General features: G+C 74.8%; 13 protein-coding genes. 5 read left to right on the top strand and 8 right to left on the bottom strand.

Annotated features, from left to right (window positions below; translation table 11 throughout):
* Positions 1 to 12: 12 nt before the first annotated feature.
* Positions 13 to 2,589 (bottom strand): MinD/ParA family ATP-binding protein, encoded by a 2,577-nt coding sequence (locus C229_RS35730; protein WP_018654353.1) that lies wholly within the window; start codon positions 2,587 to 2,589, stop codon positions 13 to 15.
* Positions 2,590 to 2,755: 166 nt separating this feature from the next.
* Between C229_RS35730 and C229_RS0106930 the strand changes: the two genes are divergently transcribed.
* The gene (locus C229_RS0106930; RefSeq protein ID WP_026313519.1) at positions 2,756 to 3,712 is read left to right on the top strand and encodes an NAD(P)H-quinone oxidoreductase; all 957 of its coding nucleotides are present in this window, start codon (positions 2,756 to 2,758) and stop codon (positions 3,710 to 3,712) included.
* Between the two features lie 11 nt (positions 3,713 to 3,723).
* The gene (locus C229_RS0106925; protein WP_018654351.1) at positions 3,724 to 4,257 is read left to right on the top strand and encodes a bacterial proteasome activator family protein; all 534 of its coding nucleotides are present in this window, start codon (positions 3,724 to 3,726) and stop codon (positions 4,255 to 4,257) included.
* Position 4,258: 1 nt separating this feature from the next.
* Here the strand turns inward: C229_RS0106925 and C229_RS0106920 are convergent, their stop codons facing one another.
* From C229_RS0106920 to C229_RS0106910, 3 genes are all read right to left on the bottom strand, one after another.
* A complete protein-coding gene (locus tag C229_RS0106920; RefSeq protein ID WP_018654350.1) occupies positions 4,259 to 5,059 on the bottom strand; it encodes an HAD family hydrolase in 801 nt (266 codons plus the stop codon).
* Positions 5,060 to 5,177: 118 nt separating this feature from the next.
* Positions 5,178 to 6,437 (bottom strand): serine--tRNA ligase, encoded by a 1,260-nt coding sequence (serS, locus tag C229_RS0106915; protein WP_018654349.1) that lies wholly within the window; start codon positions 6,435 to 6,437, stop codon positions 5,178 to 5,180.
* Positions 6,434 to 7,282 (bottom strand): class I SAM-dependent methyltransferase, encoded by an 849-nt coding sequence (locus C229_RS0106910; protein WP_026313518.1) that lies wholly within the window; start codon positions 7,280 to 7,282, stop codon positions 6,434 to 6,436. The genes serS and C229_RS0106910 overlap by 4 nt, the downstream gene beginning before the upstream one ends.
* Before the next feature lie 44 nt (positions 7,283 to 7,326).
* Between C229_RS0106910 and C229_RS29755 the strand changes: the two genes are divergently transcribed.
* Entirely contained in the window at positions 7,327 to 8,058 is a 732-nt protein-coding gene (locus C229_RS29755; RefSeq protein WP_018654347.1) for an FkbM family methyltransferase, read from the top strand.
* Here the strand turns inward: C229_RS29755 and C229_RS0106900 are convergent.
* Both C229_RS0106900 and C229_RS0106895 read right to left on the bottom strand, forming a co-directional pair.
* Positions 8,055 to 9,164 carry a lipase family protein gene (locus C229_RS0106900; RefSeq protein WP_018654346.1) on the bottom strand — a complete coding sequence of 370 codons (1,110 nt, stop codon included), beginning with the start codon at positions 9,162 to 9,164 and terminating at the stop codon, positions 8,055 to 8,057. The two genes, C229_RS29755 and C229_RS0106900, sit on opposite strands and share 4 nt — an antisense overlap.
* On the bottom strand, positions 9,164 to 12,619 hold the full coding sequence (locus tag C229_RS0106895; protein ID WP_155884626.1) for a phosphotransferase: 3,456 nt from the start codon (positions 12,617 to 12,619) through the stop codon (positions 9,164 to 9,166). Before C229_RS0106895 ends, C229_RS0106900 begins: the two co-directional genes overlap by 1 nt.
* 208 nt (positions 12,620 to 12,827) lie before the next feature.
* Here C229_RS0106895 and C229_RS0106890 point away from each other — a divergent pair, with 208 nt between their 5' ends.
* Positions 12,828 to 13,484: a dihydrofolate reductase family protein gene (locus C229_RS0106890; protein ID WP_240487102.1), complete on the top strand. Its 657-nt coding sequence runs from the start codon at positions 12,828 to 12,830 to the stop codon at positions 13,482 to 13,484.
* Positions 13,485 to 13,496: 12 nt separating this feature from the next.
* Here the strand turns inward: C229_RS0106890 and C229_RS36025 are convergent, their stop codons facing one another.
* Positions 13,497 to 13,601: a CGNR zinc finger domain-containing protein gene (locus C229_RS36025; protein WP_081639757.1), complete on the bottom strand. Its 105-nt coding sequence runs from the start codon at positions 13,599 to 13,601 to the stop codon at positions 13,497 to 13,499.
* On the opposite strand from C229_RS36025, the gene C229_RS34075 reads away from it, so the two are divergent.
* Positions 13,588 to 14,742 (top strand): alpha/beta fold hydrolase, encoded by a 1,155-nt coding sequence (locus C229_RS34075; RefSeq protein WP_420804632.1) that lies wholly within the window; start codon positions 13,588 to 13,590, stop codon positions 14,740 to 14,742. The two genes, C229_RS36025 and C229_RS34075, sit on opposite strands and share 14 nt — an antisense overlap.
* Positions 14,743 to 14,902: 160 nt before the next feature.
* Here the strand turns inward: C229_RS34075 and C229_RS0106875 are convergent, their stop codons facing one another.
* On the bottom strand, positions 14,903 to 15,763 hold the full coding sequence (locus C229_RS0106875) for an alpha/beta fold hydrolase (RefSeq protein ID WP_018654341.1): 861 nt from the start codon (positions 15,761 to 15,763) through the stop codon (positions 14,903 to 14,905).
* Between the last annotated feature and the right edge of the window lie 93 nt (positions 15,764 to 15,856).

The following is a 15,856-nucleotide window of genomic DNA, read 5'->3' as shown; positions in this document are numbered from 1 at the left end:
AGCCTAGGGCGTTCAGTCGCTGGGACGCTGATGCACGAAACCGTCACCGACGACGGCCGCGAGCTGGAGGTACGCGTCGCGGGTCGACGGGGCCAGCGCGTCCAGCTCGACCTCCGCGCCCTCCTCCAGGTGGTCGTCGTACGGGATGCGGACGACGGCGCGGCACCGGCTCTCGAAGTGCGCCTGGAGCTTGTCCAGGTCGACCTGGCTGCGGGTGCGGTGCCGGACCATCGACAGCACCACCACGCCGTTGCGGACCAGGTGGCCGTGGTCGTGCGCCTCCAGCCAGTCGAGGGTGGCGCTCGCGGAGCGGGCGCCGTCCACCGACGGGGAGCTGACCAGGACGAGCTGGTCCGCGAGCGCGAGGACGCCCGCCATCGCCGAGTGCAGCAGCCCGGTGCCGCAGTCGGTGATGCAGATCGAGTAGTACTGCTCCAGCACGACCGCGACGGCCGAGTAGTCCTCGGCGCTGAACGCCTCGCTGACCGCCGGGTCGCGGTCGGACGCGAGCACCTCCAGCCGCGCGCCGTTCTGCGACGTGAACGCGCGGACGTCCGCGTACCGGTGGATCTTGTCGCGGTTGTTGAGCAGGTCGCGGACCGTCGCGCCCGTCTCCAGCCGGACCTTGTCCGACAGGGTGCCGCGGTCGGGGTTGGCGTCGACGGCGATGACGCGGTCGCCGCGCAATGAGCCCAGCATCGCGCCGAGGCCCGTGGTCGTCGTCGTCTTGCCGACGCCGCCCTTCAGCGACATCACCGCGACGCGGTGGTGGCCGCCCGCGACGGCCGTCCGGGCGCGGTCGACGAGGTCCTTGCGGCGCTGGTCGGTGGTGGACTCGCCCGGGTTGATGTTGCCGCCGCTGGCCTTGTAGACGGCGCGACGCCAGCCGGACTGCGGCGCGATGCGCCGTTCGCCCAGCAGGTTCTCCGAGCTGAGGCTCTCGGCCGTCTGCGGCTGCTGCTGCTCGGGGTGGCCCGGGTACTGCGGGACACCCTGCTGCGGGCCGCCCTGGTAGGGGGCGGCGTACGGGGGGCCGCCCGGCGGGCCGTACGCGGGCGCGCCCTGGCCCTGCGGGCCGAGCGGGTAGGGCGGAAGCTGCTCCAGCGGCGGGGCGCCGGGGGGCTGCCGGTCATTGGGCTGGCCGCCGAAGAACGGGTTCTCGCCGGGCTGCGGGACGCCGCCGGACGGCTGCTGGCCGCCCTGGAACGGCGGGCCTTCGTGGAACGGCGGCTGGTCACCGGGGAAGGGGGCGTTCTGCGGCGGTCCCTGGAACGGACGCGGCTGATCGCCGTGGAACGGCGGGCCCTCCGGCTGCGGCGGGCGCGGCTGGTCGCCGGAGAACGGCCCGCCCTCGCGCGGCGGAGCGCCCGGGTACGGAGCGCCCTCCGGCGGCGGTCCCTGGAACGGCTGCGGCCGGTCGCCCGGGAAAGGTCCGCCCTCCTGCGGAGCGCCCGGGTACGGGGCGCGCTCCGGGGGCGGTCCGTGGAAGGGCTGCGGCCGGTCACCGGGGAACGGGGCACCTTCGCGCGGCGGGCCACCGGTGAACGGTGCGCCTTCCGGCGACGGTCCTTGGAACGGCTGCGGCTGGTCACCGGGGGACGGCGCGCCCTCGCGGACCGGGCCATCGGTGAACGGGGCGCCCTGTGGAGCCTGGAACGGCTGCTCACCGGCGAACGGGCCGCCCTCACGCGGCGGGCCGCCCGCGAACGGCGTGCCTTCCGGCGACGGTCCTTGAAACGGCTGCGGCCGGTCACCGGAGAACGGCGCACCCTCGCGCGGCGGGCCGCCGGTGAACGGGCCGCCTTCCGGCGACGGTCCCTGGAAGGGCTGCGGCCGGTCACCGGCGAACGGCGCGCCCTCGCGGGACGGGCCGTCGGTGAACGGGCCGCCCGCGAACGGGGCGCCTTCGTGTGGCGGGACGCCCGCGAACGGCGTGCCCTCCGGCGGCGGTCCCTGGAAAGGCTGTGGCTGGTCGCCGGGGGTGGGGGCGCCGTTGTGCGGGGGGACGGGTGGGGGTGCTTGGAAGGGGTTCGGCTCGGGGAACGGGGCGCCGGGCGGGCGGGACTCGAACGGGGCGGGGCCGGGGTGGGGCGGGCCGCCGAACGGGGGCTGCGGGGCGTCGGGGCGGTCCGCGTCGTCGCCGGACGGGGGGAGCGGCGGCACCGACGTCTCGCGGGTGCGTCCGTCGTCCGGGGCGTCGGCGTCGGTGACCGTCGCGTCGCCGTTCGCGGGTGGCGTCGCCTCACCGGGGAACGGCGGCGGGTTCTCCTGGTCGGGGAACGGGGCGGGGCCGCCCTCGCGCGGCGGCGCGCCCATGAACGGGGAGTTCTCCGCCGGATACGGGGGCAGCGGGTTCAGCGCGTACGGGGGCGGGCCGGGCGTCTCGGGCGGAGGCGGCGGGGCGCCGAAGTCCTTCGGGGGGCCGCCGGCGGCGGGCGGCGGCGGGGCCGTCAGCCAGGGGTTCTCCTCCTCGCGGGACGGCGGCGGCGAGAACTTGCGGGTCGAGGAGTCGTCGGCGGGGTCGCCCTCCGCGTCGAGCGAGGCGAGCCGCTCCTCCAGCGAACGTCCGTCATGATCGTTTCCTGCCACCGTCTCTCCCCTCGGGACTGCCCCTGGACGATCGTGTACGGAGTAGGTCAGCTTCGGCCCAAAGGCAGAATACCCGTCCGTCTAGCACACCCCATACGCGCGCAAAACCAGCCGCGCGCGGTCACCGGAAGCGGGCCGCGGCGATCAGCCCGGTAGCGTGATCCCCATGCGTGCGATCGTGATCCGCGAGCCGGGCGACGCCGACGTCCTCACGTGGACGTCCGTCCCCGATCCGGTGCCGGGCCCCGGCGAGGTCGTCGTCGAGGTCGCGGCGAGCGCCGTCAACCGCGCCGACGTCATGCAGCGCCGCGGGCTCTATCCGCCGCCGCCCGGAGCGTCGGAGATCCCCGGCCTGGAGGTGTCCGGACGCATCGCCGAACTCGGCGACGAGGTCACCGGCTGGCAGCTCGGCGACGAGGTGTGCGCGCTGCTCGCGGGCGGCGGCTATGCCGAGCGCGTCGCCGTCCCCGCCGGGCAGGTGCTGCCCGTCCCGGACGGCGTCGACCTGGTGACGGCGGCCGGTTTGCCCGAGGTCGTCTGCACCGTGTGGTCGAACGTGTTCATGCAGGCGAGGTTGCGCCGGGACGAGTCGTTCCTCGTGCACGGCGGCGGCAGCGGCATCGGCACGATGGCGATCCAGCTCGCCGCCGCGCACGGCGCCCGCGTCGCGTGCACCGTCGGCAGCGAGCGCAAGGCGCGGGCGTGCCGCGAACTGGGCGCCGACGTCGCCATCGACTACAACGACGACGACTTCGCCGAGCACGGCCCCTTCGACGTCATCCTCGACCACCTCGGCGCGTCCTACCTGCCGCGCAACGTGCGCAGCCTCGCCACCGGCGGACGGCTCGTCGTCATCGGCATGCAGGGCGGCGCGAAGGGCGAACTCGACCTCGCCGCGCTGCTGGCCCGGCGCGCGACCGTGCACGCGGCCGGGCTGCGGGCGCGGCCCGACGCGGAGAAGGCGCAGATCGTCGAGGCGGTGCGGGAGAACGTGTGGCCGCTGCTGGCGGCGGGCACGGTCCGGCCGGTCATCGACCGGCAGGTCCGGATGGCGGAGGCGCCGCTGGCGCACCGCCTGCTGGAGGAGAGCCGCCACATCGGCAAGATCCTGCTGGTCACGTGAGAGAGGAAGAGATGGACGAGCCGCAGCAGAACGAGCAGGAACCGCAGGTCCTCGTGGTCGGCCCGAACGGCATCGCGATGGGGTCGGCGAGCGAGGGCGGCGACGAGCCGAAGAACGTCGCCGAGATGGTCGAGCAGCCCGCCAAGGTGATGCGCATCGGCGGCATGATCCGCCAGTTGCTCGACGAGGTGAAGGCCGCCCCGCTCGACGAGGCGAGCCGCGCCCGCCTCCGCGAGATCCACCAGTCGTCCATCAAGGAGCTGGAGGACGGCCTGGCGCCCGAGCTGATCGAGGAGCTGGAACGCCTCTCGCTCCCCTTCGCCGAGGGCGAGATCCCGAGCGAGGCCGAGCTGCGCATCGCGCAGGCCCAGCTCGTCGGCTGGCTGGAGGGCCTGTTCCACGGCATCCAGACCACGCTGTTCGCCCAGCAGATGGCCGCCCGCGCCCAGCTCGAACAGATGCGCCGCGCCCTGCCCCCCGGCCTCGTCCCCGAGGGCGAGGAACGCCCCCAGCAGCGCCCCGGCCACTCCGGCCCGTACCTGTAGGTCAGGGGTAGAGGCGTTCGAGGATCTGTGCGACGCCGTCGTCGTCGTTGCGGGCGGTGGTGGCGGTGACGGCGGCGTGCACGAGCGGGTGGGCGTTCGCGACGGCGTAGGACGTGCCCGCCCAGGTGAGCATGGGCAGGTCGTTGGGCATGTCTCCGAACGCGGTGACCTCCCCCGCGACGATGCCCTGCGCGGTGCAGAAGTCAGCGAGGGCGCTGGCCTTGGTGACGCCGTGCGCGCTCATCTCCAGCAGGCCCCGGTTCGTCGAGTGCGTCACCGTGACCAGGTGCCCCACCGCCTTGTCGGCCCGCTCGGCCAGCCGCTCCGGCGGCGCGGACGGGTGCAGGGCGAGCAGCTTGGTGCCGCCCCGGGCGACCAGCGCCTCGCCGTCGGCGGGCCTGCCGCCGAACGCATCGGCGTCCCAGCGGCCGAGGTTGTAGCGCGCCTCGAACACGAACCCCGTCGGGTACTCGACGGCGAACCGCAGCTCGGGGTCGGCCTCGCGCAGCCGCGCGACCGCCTCGGCGAGGACGTCCGGCTCGATCAGCCGCGCGTCCAGCACCGTCTCGGTGTGCAGGTCGTACAGGACCGCGCCGTTCGCGCAGATCGCGACCCCGTGGTGGTCGACGGCGGCGGCGATCTCCGCCATCCACCGGGGCGGACGGCCCGTCACCATCACCAGCGCCGCCCCGGCCCGCTCGACCCGCGCCAGCGCGGCCACGGTGCGCTCGGAGATCGTCCCGTCACTCCGCACGATCGTGCCGTCGAGATCGGTCGCGATGAGGCGCGGTGGGGCGGTCATGTCACCTCCGGTCGATGGACCCCCACCCTAGATCCTGCCCGGACGCGCACCACCCGCAGCCCCGGAGCCGCCGCGTTGAGCTACTACATCGACCCGTGGGCGTGGAACTGCACGTGCATCAGCGCTTGACGGGCTCCAACACGTCCTGGCCGAGGTATTTCCGCAGGGCCTCGGGTACGCGGACCGAGCCGTCCGCCTGCTGGTGGTTCTCCAGGATGGCGACCATCCAGCGGGTGGTGGCGAGGGTGCCGTTGAGGGTGGCGACGGGGCGGGACCGGCCGTCGGCGTCCTTGTGCCGGACGGACAGGCGGCGGGCCTGGAACTCCGTGCAGTTCGACGTCGAGGTGACCTCGCGGTAGGTGTTCTGCGTCGGCACCCACGCCTCGCAGTCGTACTTGCGCGCGGCGCTGGAGCCGAGGTCGCCGGCGGCGACGTCGATGACGCGGTAGGGCAGCTCGACCTTGGCGAGCATCTGCTTCTCCCAGTCGAGCAGCCGCAGGTGCTCGGCGTGCGCGTCGGCCGGGTCGCAGTAGGAGAACATCTCCACCTTGTCGAACTGGTGGACGCGGATGATGCCGCGCGTGTCCTTGCCGTACGAGCCCGCCTCGCGCCGGAAGCACGACGACCACGCGACGTACCGGCGCGGCAGCGCGTCGATGATCTCGCCCATGTGGTACCCGGCGAGCGGCACCTCGGAGGTGCCGACGAGGTACAGGTCGTCCTGTTCGAGGTGGTAGACCTCGGCGGCGTGGGCGCCGAGGAACCCGGTGCCCTCCATCGCCTCGGGCTTCACCAGCATCGGCGGATACATCGGGACGAACCCGGCGGCGACGGCCTGTTCCATCGCGAGGTTCAGCAGCGCGTACTGGAGCCGCGCGCCGACGCCCGTCAGGTAGTAGAACCGGGCGCCCGACACCTTCGCGCCGCGCTCCATGTCGATCGCGCCGAGGCTCTCACCGAGCGCGAGATGGTCCTTCGGCTCGAAGTCGAACACGGGCGGCTCACCGATGTGCTCCAGGACGACGAAATCCTGCTCGCCGCCGGGCGGCGTGCCGTCCTCGACGAGGTTCGGGACGCGCCGCAGCAGCGCGTCCAGCTCGGTGCCGAGCCGGTCGGCCTCGGCCTCGGACTCCTTGACCTGCTGCGCCAGCTCCTTCGCGCGGGCGAGCAGTTCCTGCCGCTCGTCGCCCTGCGCCCGGGACACCGACTTGCCGAAACTCTTCTGCTCGGCGCGCAGCCGCTCGAACGACGACAGCGCGGAGCGGCGCCGCTCGTCGAGGTCGAGCAGGGCGCCGACGAGGGTCTCGTCGTCGCCGCGGGCGCGCTGGGAGGCGCGCAGGGCTTCGGGGTCGTCGCGGAGGGCTCGCAGGTCGATCACGCGTCCGAGGTTACCGGCCCTTCCGCCGCGACGCGCGCGGATAGCGGTGTCGCACGGGCGAGGAGCGCGTGCGCGGGCAGCGCGATGTTCCCGTCGGCCGTGGCGTGCCGGGCGGCGAGCCGGTCGTACTCGGTCTTGACGCGGGCGAGGGCTGCGTCGTCGAGGCGGCCGACGACGACGCCGTTGGCGCCGACGCGGGCGAGGGCGCCGTCCGTCCACCACTCCCGCGGGTCGACGACGTGGTCCCAGTCGAGTTCGGTGACGTCGGCGGAGAAGCCCACCTGCTCCAGCAGGGCCCGGAACGCGGGCGGGGTGCCGTGCTGGAGGAAGGGCGGGTCGGGCACGTCGTCCGGCCACGGGACGCCCGCCGCGTCCAGCGCGTCGCGGACCATTGCGAGGACGCCGGTGCCCGGCATCGCCCAGCACGTCAGCGCGAGCGTGCCGGACGGGGCCAGGACGCGGCGCAGCTCGCGCAGCGCGCGCACCGGGTCGCCGACGTGGTTGATGACGAAGTTGCCGACGACGGCGTCGAACGCGCCGTCCGGGAACGGCAGCTCGGGCAGCACCGCGACGCGCACCGCCGCGCCGGGCGCGTTGCGGGCCGCGACCCGCGCCATGCCGGGCTCGGCGTCCACGGCCGCGACCCGCGCGCCGCGCTCGGCCGCCTCGGCGGCGACGAACCCGGGCCCCGTCCCGACGTCCAGCACCCGCGCCCCCGCCACGACGCCGGCCGCGTCGAGCAGCGGCCCGATCGTGTGCCGGGTGACGCGGGCGAACCCGCGCTCGTAGGCGTCGGCGCGCCCGTCCCACAGCTCCCGCTCATAGGCGTCGAACACTTCGCTCATCCGGCCACGTTAACCGGGGAGGGCGGCGGCGCGTCCCAGTTGGTGTGGGGACCGGAGAGTACGCGCTCGTCGCCTACGCGGGGAACGCCGAGGACGTCGTGCTGATGCGGGCGTTCGCGGACACCCGCGACGGGTTCTTCGTGGACGTCGGCGCCGGTGAGCCGGTGCGCGGGTCGCTGACGAAGAACCTGGTGGACCGGCTCGGCTGGCGCGGCGTCAACCTGGAGCCGCTGCCCGGCCGGTGCGCCCGCCTGCGCGCCGCGCGGCCCCGCGACGTGACGCTGCGGGCCGCCGCCGGAGCCGCGCCGGGCCGGGCGACGCTGCACCGGATCGTCGGCGGGGACGGGCTCAGCACGCTGGACGCCGACGTCGCCGCGCGGCACGTGGCGGCGGGCTGGGATCGGGAGGAGCTGGACGTCGACGTCGTGCGGCTCGGTGACGTCCTCGACCGGCACGCCGCCCCCGGGTTCGATCTGCTCAAGGTGGACGTGGAGGGGTCGGAGGCGTCCGTCCTGGCCGGGGCCGACCTGGCGTTCTGGCGGCCCCGCGCGGTCGTCGTCGAGGCGACGGTGCCGCTCAGCACCGAGCCCAGCCACGAGGCATGGGAGCCCGCGCTGCTGCGCGCGGGCTACGACCTGGCGCTGTTCGACGGCCTCAACCGCTTCTACGCGCGCGCCGACGAGCCCGCGCTGCGGGCACGGCTGGCCGTGCCCGCCAACGTCCTCGACCGGTACATCCCGTACGCGTGCGCGGTGCGCGCCGGATACGCGACCTAGCCGAGCAGGGTGCGGACGAACGGGATCGTGTCGGTGAGCGACGCGGCCATGGTGGCGCTGTGGTCCTTGCCCGGGTACGTCTTGTAGGTGAACTTCTGGCCGCGCAGCGACAGGTCGAAGGTCAGCTTGGCGGTCAGGAAGATCGGGACGTCGGTGTCGTTGGTGCCCTGGCCGATGAACAGCGGGCGGTCGTAGCCGGTCAGCGGGACGTCCAGCACCTCGCGGGCCGTCTTCAGGTAGTCGCCGGTCAACAGCGGGCGGCTCAGAAGCTGCCCGATGCCGATGCCCTTCACCCGGGCGGCCATGTCCGCGTAGCAGAGGCGTTCCGCGTCGGCCATGACCTGGCGGCCGAGCGGCGTCAGATAGGAGTCCAGGTCGAAGCCGGGCCGGGCGGCCTTGACGCCGCGCAGCACGTAACTCAGGTACGCGGTGAGGTTCGCGAGCCCGATGTCCGGCACGTACGGGCCGATGAGCGCGGTGAACTCGGTGACGTTGGACGCCGGGCCGGTCGTGACGGCGCCCCGGTAGTCCAGCTCGGGCGCGTACCGGGTCGCCTTCGCAGCCGTGAACAGCGCGGCGCCGCCGCCCTGCGACTGCCCGATCGCCGCCCACCTGCGCGCCAGCGCGGGCGTCGTGGCGCGGGCGGCCCGCACCATGTCGATGACGGCGTTCGCCTCGGCCTGCCCGTCCAGGTAGGCGTGGACGCCGGGCGTCCCGAGCCCGATGTAGTCGGTCGCGACGACCGCGTACCCCTGCCGCAGCCACGTGCCCAGGTAGGTGCGGTCCCGTTCGGACCGCCCGGCCGTGGACGGCGCGCACGCGTCCCCGAGCCCGACCGTCCCGTGCGCCCACGACAGCACCGGCCATCCCCCGGCGGGCGGCGTCCCCGCGGGCACGAACACGGCCCCGGTGGACTGCGCGGCCTTCCCCTCCGATGTCCGCGACCAGTACGTCACCCGCTGCGCGGCCCCCGTCCCCGGAACCCACAACGCCCTCGGCAACGCCTCGGCCCGCACGACGACCCCGGCCCCCGGCTCGGCCGCGACGGCCGGAGCCGGTCCGAGCGCCGTCGCGGCCAGGACGGCGAGGGCGAGAACGCGGCGCATCACAGGCCCAGCTCGTCGGTGACCAGCGCGAGCAGGTCGGGGCGGACCGGGGCGAGGAGGTCGGCGAGACGGCGGCCGTCCGGCGTGTGCGGGACGTCGATCAGGCGGCGGAGCATCATCAGCGGCACCAGGGCTTCCAGGAGGGGTCGGTCGACGGCGCCGTAGCCGTCGAGCAGGGGTTCGCGGCGGCCGCCGCGAGGGAGGTCGACGGCCAGGGCCCAGGCGAGGTCGAGGGCGGGCGGGCCGTGTTCGACGGCGCCGGGGTCGAGGACGCCCGCGAGCGTGTCGCCCTCGAACAGCGCATTGTGCCCGACCGCGAGATCGCCGTGGATCGGCGTGACGGCCGCGCCCCGGCACGCCGCGTCGATCATGCCGGCGATGACCGGATAGGCGAGCGGGACGTTGCGCCGCGCCGATCCGAGCAGCACCCCGAGCGCGCCGGGGTCGTCGAGGCGCAGGCCGCCGTCCAGCCCGCTGGTGTGCCAGCGGCGCAACTGGCGGCCGATCTCGCGCTGCTGCGCCGGTGTCGGCGCGTCCCCGGGGGCTCCGGGCAGCCGTTCCAGCACCGCCCACCACGTTCCGTCGCCGGCGCGGCCCGCGTCGAGCAGCCGGGGCGCCCGCACGCCCGCCTCGTCCCGGAGTCGTTCGAAACGCAGCACCGTCTCGAACCGCTCGTGCGTGCGGTGCTGCACCTTCAGGACCGTGCGGCGCCCGACGACGGCCGTCCCGCCGGACGTGGCGTCGCCGTCGAACGCCTCGCTCCGCGCCGCGTCCCGGGCCACCCGTGCCGGGACGGCCGGATCGAGCCGTTCGGTCGGGACGTGCCCGGCGCGGTCGCCGACGTCCAGCGGGCCGCAGAACCGGCGCAGCGGCGCGCGCCAGCGGGCGCGTGCCTCGTCGGCTTCGTCGGGCCAGGTGAGGCGCGGTATGGGGGGCGGCTCCACGTCCGTCCACAGGCAGGTGACGAAGACCCAGACGGGCGGGCAGGCGGGTGTGCCGTCCCGTTCCGCGTCCGCCAGCCTCCGCGCGAGCACCGCCGCCTGGTCCGCCTGCCCCGCCAGGACGTGCTGGAGCACCTGAAGCGCCTCGACCGGCAGCAGCTCGCCGGGCGTGGCGAGGTCGGCGAAGCGCGTCACGGCGTCCGCGAGGAGTTCCGCCGCCCGTCCGGCGTCCCCGAGCAGCGCGTGCGCGACCGACGCCGCCAGGTCGCACTGCGCCACGCCGATCAGTTCGCCGACGCCCGCGCTCAGCTCCCGCGCGTGCGGGACGAGGCCCAGCGCGCGGTCCGGATCGCACCACATCAGCGCCAGCGCCAGATGCCGCAGCGCCCGCGCCTCCCAGACCGGGGCGTTCGCGGCGCGCGCTTCGTCCAGGGCCGTCTCGAAGAACCGCGCCGCGCGGGCGAACCGGGCGGCGTGCAGGTGGGTGTGGCCGAGCATGTCGGCGACGCGGACGCGGTCCAGGCTGGCGCCCGACGCCTTGTCCATCAGCTCGGCCACCGCCCGCAGGTCGCTGCGCCGCAGGGCGTTGTCCGCGAGCCCGAACAGCGCCGACGCGCCGATCAGCGACCCGTCCGGCGGGATCACCGACAGGTGCGCGATCGCGGTGTCGAGCAGGCCCGCGAGGTGCGCCGCCGTGCCGAGCTCGTAGTTGAGGTAGTCGGCGAACGGCCCGTCCGGCTCGCCGGGGACGAGGCCGCGCATCGTCCGGTAGCGGTCCTCGGCGTTCAGGTCGCCCCGGGCGGCGAGCCGGGCGAACGCCGTCAGCCGGTCAAGTTCGGGCACGTCCGGGTAGGCCGGGAGCCCGGCGAGGACCTGCCGGTGGCCGAGCACGCTCAGCGTGAACGCCAGGTCCGCCAGGACGGGCGGCGCCGCGCCGATCTCCGCCGCCGCGCGCAGGACGATGAGGAACGCCGCGACGCTCCGGCGGCTGCGGACGTCCTGCGGGACGGGATGGTCGGTCCGCTCGTCCCAGACGGCCAGCCCCGCCTCCGCGAGATACGCGAAGGCGGCCGTGAGGTGCTCGCGGCGTTCAGCGGGCGTCCAGCCGTCCTCCAGGTGGGCGTCGGACGCGCGGACGCTCTCCCGCAGCGTCTCGTGCAGCCGGTAGGGCGGCCAGACCGACGGGTCGTGGCGGACGAACGCGCGGGCCGTGAACGTCTCGATCCGGCGCCGCCGCACGGACGGGACGACGGCGTGCAGCAGGCCCGCGTCGAACGCCTCGACGAGCGAGGCGGCGCGCAGCAGGTCGCGGTCCTCGGCGGTGAGGTCGCGGAGCGTGCGCAGCACCAGTTCGGGGAAGCCCCGGCCGAACGCCGAGGCCGGGGGCGCGGTGCCTCGCGCGAGGTGCCGCTGGCACAGCTCGGCGGACAGGTCGAGGTAGAGCGGCGAGCCGCCCGAGCCGGTGACGATGCGTTCGCGGGTGGCCGTGGAGATGGCCGGGCGGTCGTCGATCGTGACGCGGGCGCGGAGGTAGGCGTCGGCGGCGGCGGGGTCGAAGCCGGGGAGCGTCCACTGGTCCGGACCGGTGAGGCCCGGCCAGCGGTGCGCGCCGCCGTAGGTGAGGCCGACCGAGCGCACCGGGTCGTGCCAGCCGAGCGGGGACCGGCCCGCCGCGAGGAACAGGACGTTCGGCATCAGGTAGACGAGCCGGGCGATGAGGTCTTCCGGGCCGCCGCGCTCGGACGACGACCGCTGCACGGTCTCCACCGTGTCCAGGACGCACAGCGCCAGGCGGGGCGCACGGGCGCGGGCGCGTTCGAGGTCGGCGGCCAGCAGCACCGGCATGTAGCCGATCATGAGGTCGGGGTCGTCCTCGGCGAGGATCGGGTCGAGGGCGGGCAGCTCGGCGCGGAGCCTGCGCAGGCGAGCCTTCTGCGCGGCGGTGCGGCCGACGTGACGGGCGGCGGCGATCGCCAGGGTCGCGACGCCGAACCCGCCCGCGAACTGGTCGACCACGCCGGTGACCTGGTCGGCGACGCGGCGTCCCTCGGCGCTGCCGTGCTCGCGCAGATGGTCGGCCAGGGACTCGCCGGGATGCTTGCGCGCCCAGTAGGCGGCGAGCGCGAGGTCGAAGGCGGGCCAGCTCCGCGCGAGCGGCGCGAGCGCCGTCCGCAGCCGGAGCAGCAGCGTCTCGAAGCCGGCGCTGGCCGGGTCCGCGAGGTCGAGGACGGCGGCGGCGCGGCGGTCGGGGAGGTCCGCCCAGGTGCCGTCGGTGGCGAGCGCGGCGACGCGGCGGGCGAGGGTCGACTTGCCGATGCCGCCCTCGCCGAGCACCGTCACGAGGTTGGTCGCCGGGCGCTGGAAGTCCAGCAGGTCGGGGTCGGGGTCGGGCCGGGTCGCGTGCGCGACGCAGCGCTGGTGCAGGCGGGCGAGCGGTTCGTCCCGGTCGGTGAAGACGTCGTGCGCGGTGAACGGAACGCCGGGACCGTAACTGAAGAAGTCATCCACTCCCACCGGGCCACCCGATCACATTCCGGACGTCCGGGCAATCTCCGGGTCACCCGACACTCCCGGCCCGATGTCAGGGTGTTCGCTAGCGTCGTCGGGCATGGGTCCGGGTTGGTCGGGCGGGTCGTCGAGCTGGTGCGGGCGGCGCCGGGGCGGCGGGTGTGGGAGCTTCGAGTACCCCGCCGATCCGTTCTAGCGGAGGCGGGCCCGCGACATGACCGAGACGCACCCGGGAGCGAGCATGGGCGAGATCCACATCGAGTTGTTCACGACCCTCGACCTGGTCGGGCAGGCGCCCGGCGGCCCCGAGGAGGACCCGGACGGCTTCCCGTTCGGCGGCTGGCAGGCGCCGCTGCTGGACGAGGTCTCCGAGGCCCAGGTCGCCGCCGCCTACGAGGGCACCGACGCGCTGCTGCTCGGCCGCCGCACGTACGACATCTTCGCCGCCTACTGGCCCCACCACGACGGCCCCGACAACGCGTTCGCCGCGCTGTTCAACCGCGTCCCGAAGTACGTGGCGTCGCGGGGCGGGCCCGAACTCGGCTGGGCGGGCGCGACGCTGCTCGGCCCCGACCTGCCCGCCGCCGTGCGCGAGGTCCGCGACCGGCACGCGAAGGTGAAGGTCGTCGGCAGCCTGAACCTGGTGCAGACGCTGCTGCGCGAGCACCTGTTCGACCGGCTCGACCTGTGGGTGCATCCGATCGTCCTCGGCGTCGGCAAGAGGCTGTTCGACGGCGGCGAGGTCCCGACGAACCTGACGCTGCTCGAACCTCCGGCGGCCGGGCCGCGCGGCACCGTCCACCTGCGCTACGCGCGCGCCGACGGCGTGCCCGGCACGGGCGACATGAGCGCACCGGACCGGGGGGTCTGAAACCGGGCTTCGTCAGGGGCGATGCGTTCGGGTGAACCGGGCCGTCTTGGTGCGGTTGCCGCAGATGTCCATCGAGCACCAGCGGCGGCTGCCGTTCTTCGTCGTGTCGAGGACCACAGGATGCAGTCGGGGTGCGCGCAGGCGCGGATGCGCTCGGGCCGGGCGGTGTGCAGGTGGACGAGGTCGGCGGCGGCGGTCCAGGCGGCCTCCCAGTGCGGGGCGTCGAGCAGGAGCGTCTGCGCGGGGGTTCCGGCGCGGAGGACGGGACGGCGTGAGCCGTGGGACAGGACGTCGTCGAGGGCGGCGTCCTGTCCGCGTTCGAGGGCCGCCCGGATGGCGTCGCGGGCGGCGAGCAGAGGGGGCAGCGCGCCGGGGACGTCGGCGAAGCCGTGCTCGGCCAGCCAGGACGCGAGGCCGTCCGACTCGTCGAAGAGGTCGTGGCGGCGGCCCTGGTCGAACCAGCCCCGCCGCCCCCACGCTCGTCCTGCTGCACGGGTTCCCGACGTCGTCCGTCGTCTACGGCCCGCTGATCGGCGCACTCCGGGACGACGTCCACCTCATCGCCCCCGACCTCCCCGGCTTCGGCCACACCGACGCCCCCGCCGCCGACGCCTGGGACTACACGTTCGACCACCTCACCGACGTCGTGGACGCCCTCCTCGAACGGCTCGGCGTCACCCGCTACGCCCTCCACGTGCACGACTACGGCGCGCCCGTCGGGTTCCGGCTCGCGCTGCGCCACCCCGAGCGCGTCACCGGCATCGTCAGCCAGAACGGCAACGCCTACGAGGAGGGCCTGACCCCCTTCTGGGAGCCGATCCGCACCTACTGGGCCGACCCGTCACCGGCGAACACCGCCGCGCTCGGCACCGTGATCGACCGCGACGCCGTCCACTGGCAGTACACGCACGGCGTCCCGGACGTCGAGCGCGTCGACCCGTCCTACGAGCTGCACGACCACGCGCTGCTGACCCGGCCGGGCAACGCCGGCGTCCAGCTCGCGCTGCTGCTCGACTACCGCACCAACCCGCCGCTCTACCCGGTCTGGCAGGAGTACCTGCGCACGCACCGGCCCCCGGTCCTGGCGGTCTGGGGCGCGAACGACAACATCTTCGCCGCCGCCGGAGCGGAGGCGTTCGCGCGCGACGTCCCCGACGCGCAGGTGCATCTCCTGGACGCCGGGCACTTCCCGTTCGTCACGCACGCGGCCGAGAGCGCCGACCTGATCCGCGCCTTCCTGCGCGCTCTGCCCCGGTGACCGGCGCACCCCCGCGTCCCCTCGCACCGACGCACGCGGGCGAGGCGGTGCGCACGGCGCTGGTGCCGGTGCTGGCCGCCGCCGTCGTCGTGGTCGCCGCTGGGTATGTGCTGGGACGCGTCGTCCCCGGCCACCGCTATCCCGTCACCTGGCGCCGGGGTCAGCGGTGGACGCGGGCGAGGAAGGCGCGGGAGAGGCGGACCATCTCCGGGAGGTTCGTCTCCAGCGCCCAGTGGCCGCCGTCGAGGAAGTGGAGGTCGGCGTCGGGGAGGTCGCGGAGGTAGGCGCGGGCGGAGTCCTCGGGCATGTAGCCGTCCTGGGGGCCCCAGGCGATGAGCGCCGGGGGGCGGTGCTCGCGCAGGTACGCCTGCGCGTGCGGGAACCACGCCAGGTTGTCGCGCAGGCCCTCCATCAGCCCGACCATCGCCTCGCGGCGGACCGGGTCGTCCATGAGCGTCCAGGACAGGCGCCACAGGTCGGGGCTGACGCGTTCGACGAGCCGGTCGGCGATTTCGCCGACGAACTCCTCCCGGAACCCCTCCTCGCTGACGTTCGCGGCCAGCTCGGCGCGGCTCTCCGGCGTGGGGTCGTCCCAGTGGGCGCGGAGCGGCGCGTACTTGGGGCCGAGCCGGTCCTCGTAGATGTCGCCGTTCTGGATGATGAGCCCGGCGACCCGCTCGGGCGCCCCCATCGCCAGCCGCAGCCCGATCTGCGACCCGTAGTCGTGCAGGTAGATCACGTAGCGGGACAGGCCGAGCTTGATGACGAACCGGTCGAGGAAGTCGGCGTACCCGTCGAACGAATAGGAGAACTCCGAAGGATCGGGCGTCCCGCTGTACCCGAAACCGGGGAAGTCGGGCGCGATGAGCCGCCACCGGTCGGCCAGCGCGGGCATGTAGTGCCGGAACTGGAACGACGACGACGGATAACCGTGCGGCAGCAGCACCACGGGCGCGTGCTGCGGCCCTGCCTCCCGGTAGAAGGTGGGAATGCCGTCGATCTCGATCGTGCGGTGGCGCATCGTGACACCTCGGTCGCGGTCGGGAGCCTCACCTGTGCCGCTGCCCTCCCCGGCGCGGAGAGAAACACACGGCCGGACGAACACTCCCGACCC

Origin of the sequence: Actinomadura flavalba DSM 45200 (assembly GCF_000374305.1) — a bacterium.
GTDB classification, from domain to species: domain Bacteria; phylum Actinomycetota; class Actinomycetes; order Streptosporangiales; family Streptosporangiaceae; genus Spirillospora; species Spirillospora flavalba.
This window is presented reverse-complemented; position numbering and strand designations above follow the sequence as displayed.

Bases quoted from the DNA above. Each gene is read 5' to 3' on its own strand.
- C229_RS0106920 (WP_018654350.1), bottom strand. From the start codon at position 5,059: ATGACCGCCCCACCGCGCCTCATCGCGACCGATCTCGACGGCACGATC.
- C229_RS0106925 (WP_018654351.1), top strand. From the start codon at position 3,724: ATGGACGAGCCGCAGCAGAACGAGCAGGAACCGCAGGTCCTCGTGGTC.
- C229_RS0106875 (WP_018654341.1), bottom strand. From the start codon at position 15,763: ATGCGCCACCGCACGATCGAGATCGACGGCATTCCCACCTTCTACCGG.
- C229_RS0106900 (WP_018654346.1), bottom strand. From the start codon at position 9,164: ATGCGCCGCGTTCTCGCCCTCGCCGTCCTGGCCGCGACGGCGCTCGGA.
- C229_RS0106910 (WP_026313518.1), bottom strand. From the start codon at position 7,282: ATGAGCGAAGTGTTCGACGCCTATGAGCGGGAGCTGTGGGACGGGCGC.
- C229_RS0106930 (WP_026313519.1), top strand. From the start codon at position 2,756: ATGCGTGCGATCGTGATCCGCGAGCCGGGCGACGCCGACGTCCTCACG.
- C229_RS0106890 (WP_240487102.1), top strand. From the start codon at position 12,828: ATGACCGAGACGCACCCGGGAGCGAGCATGGGCGAGATCCACATCGAG.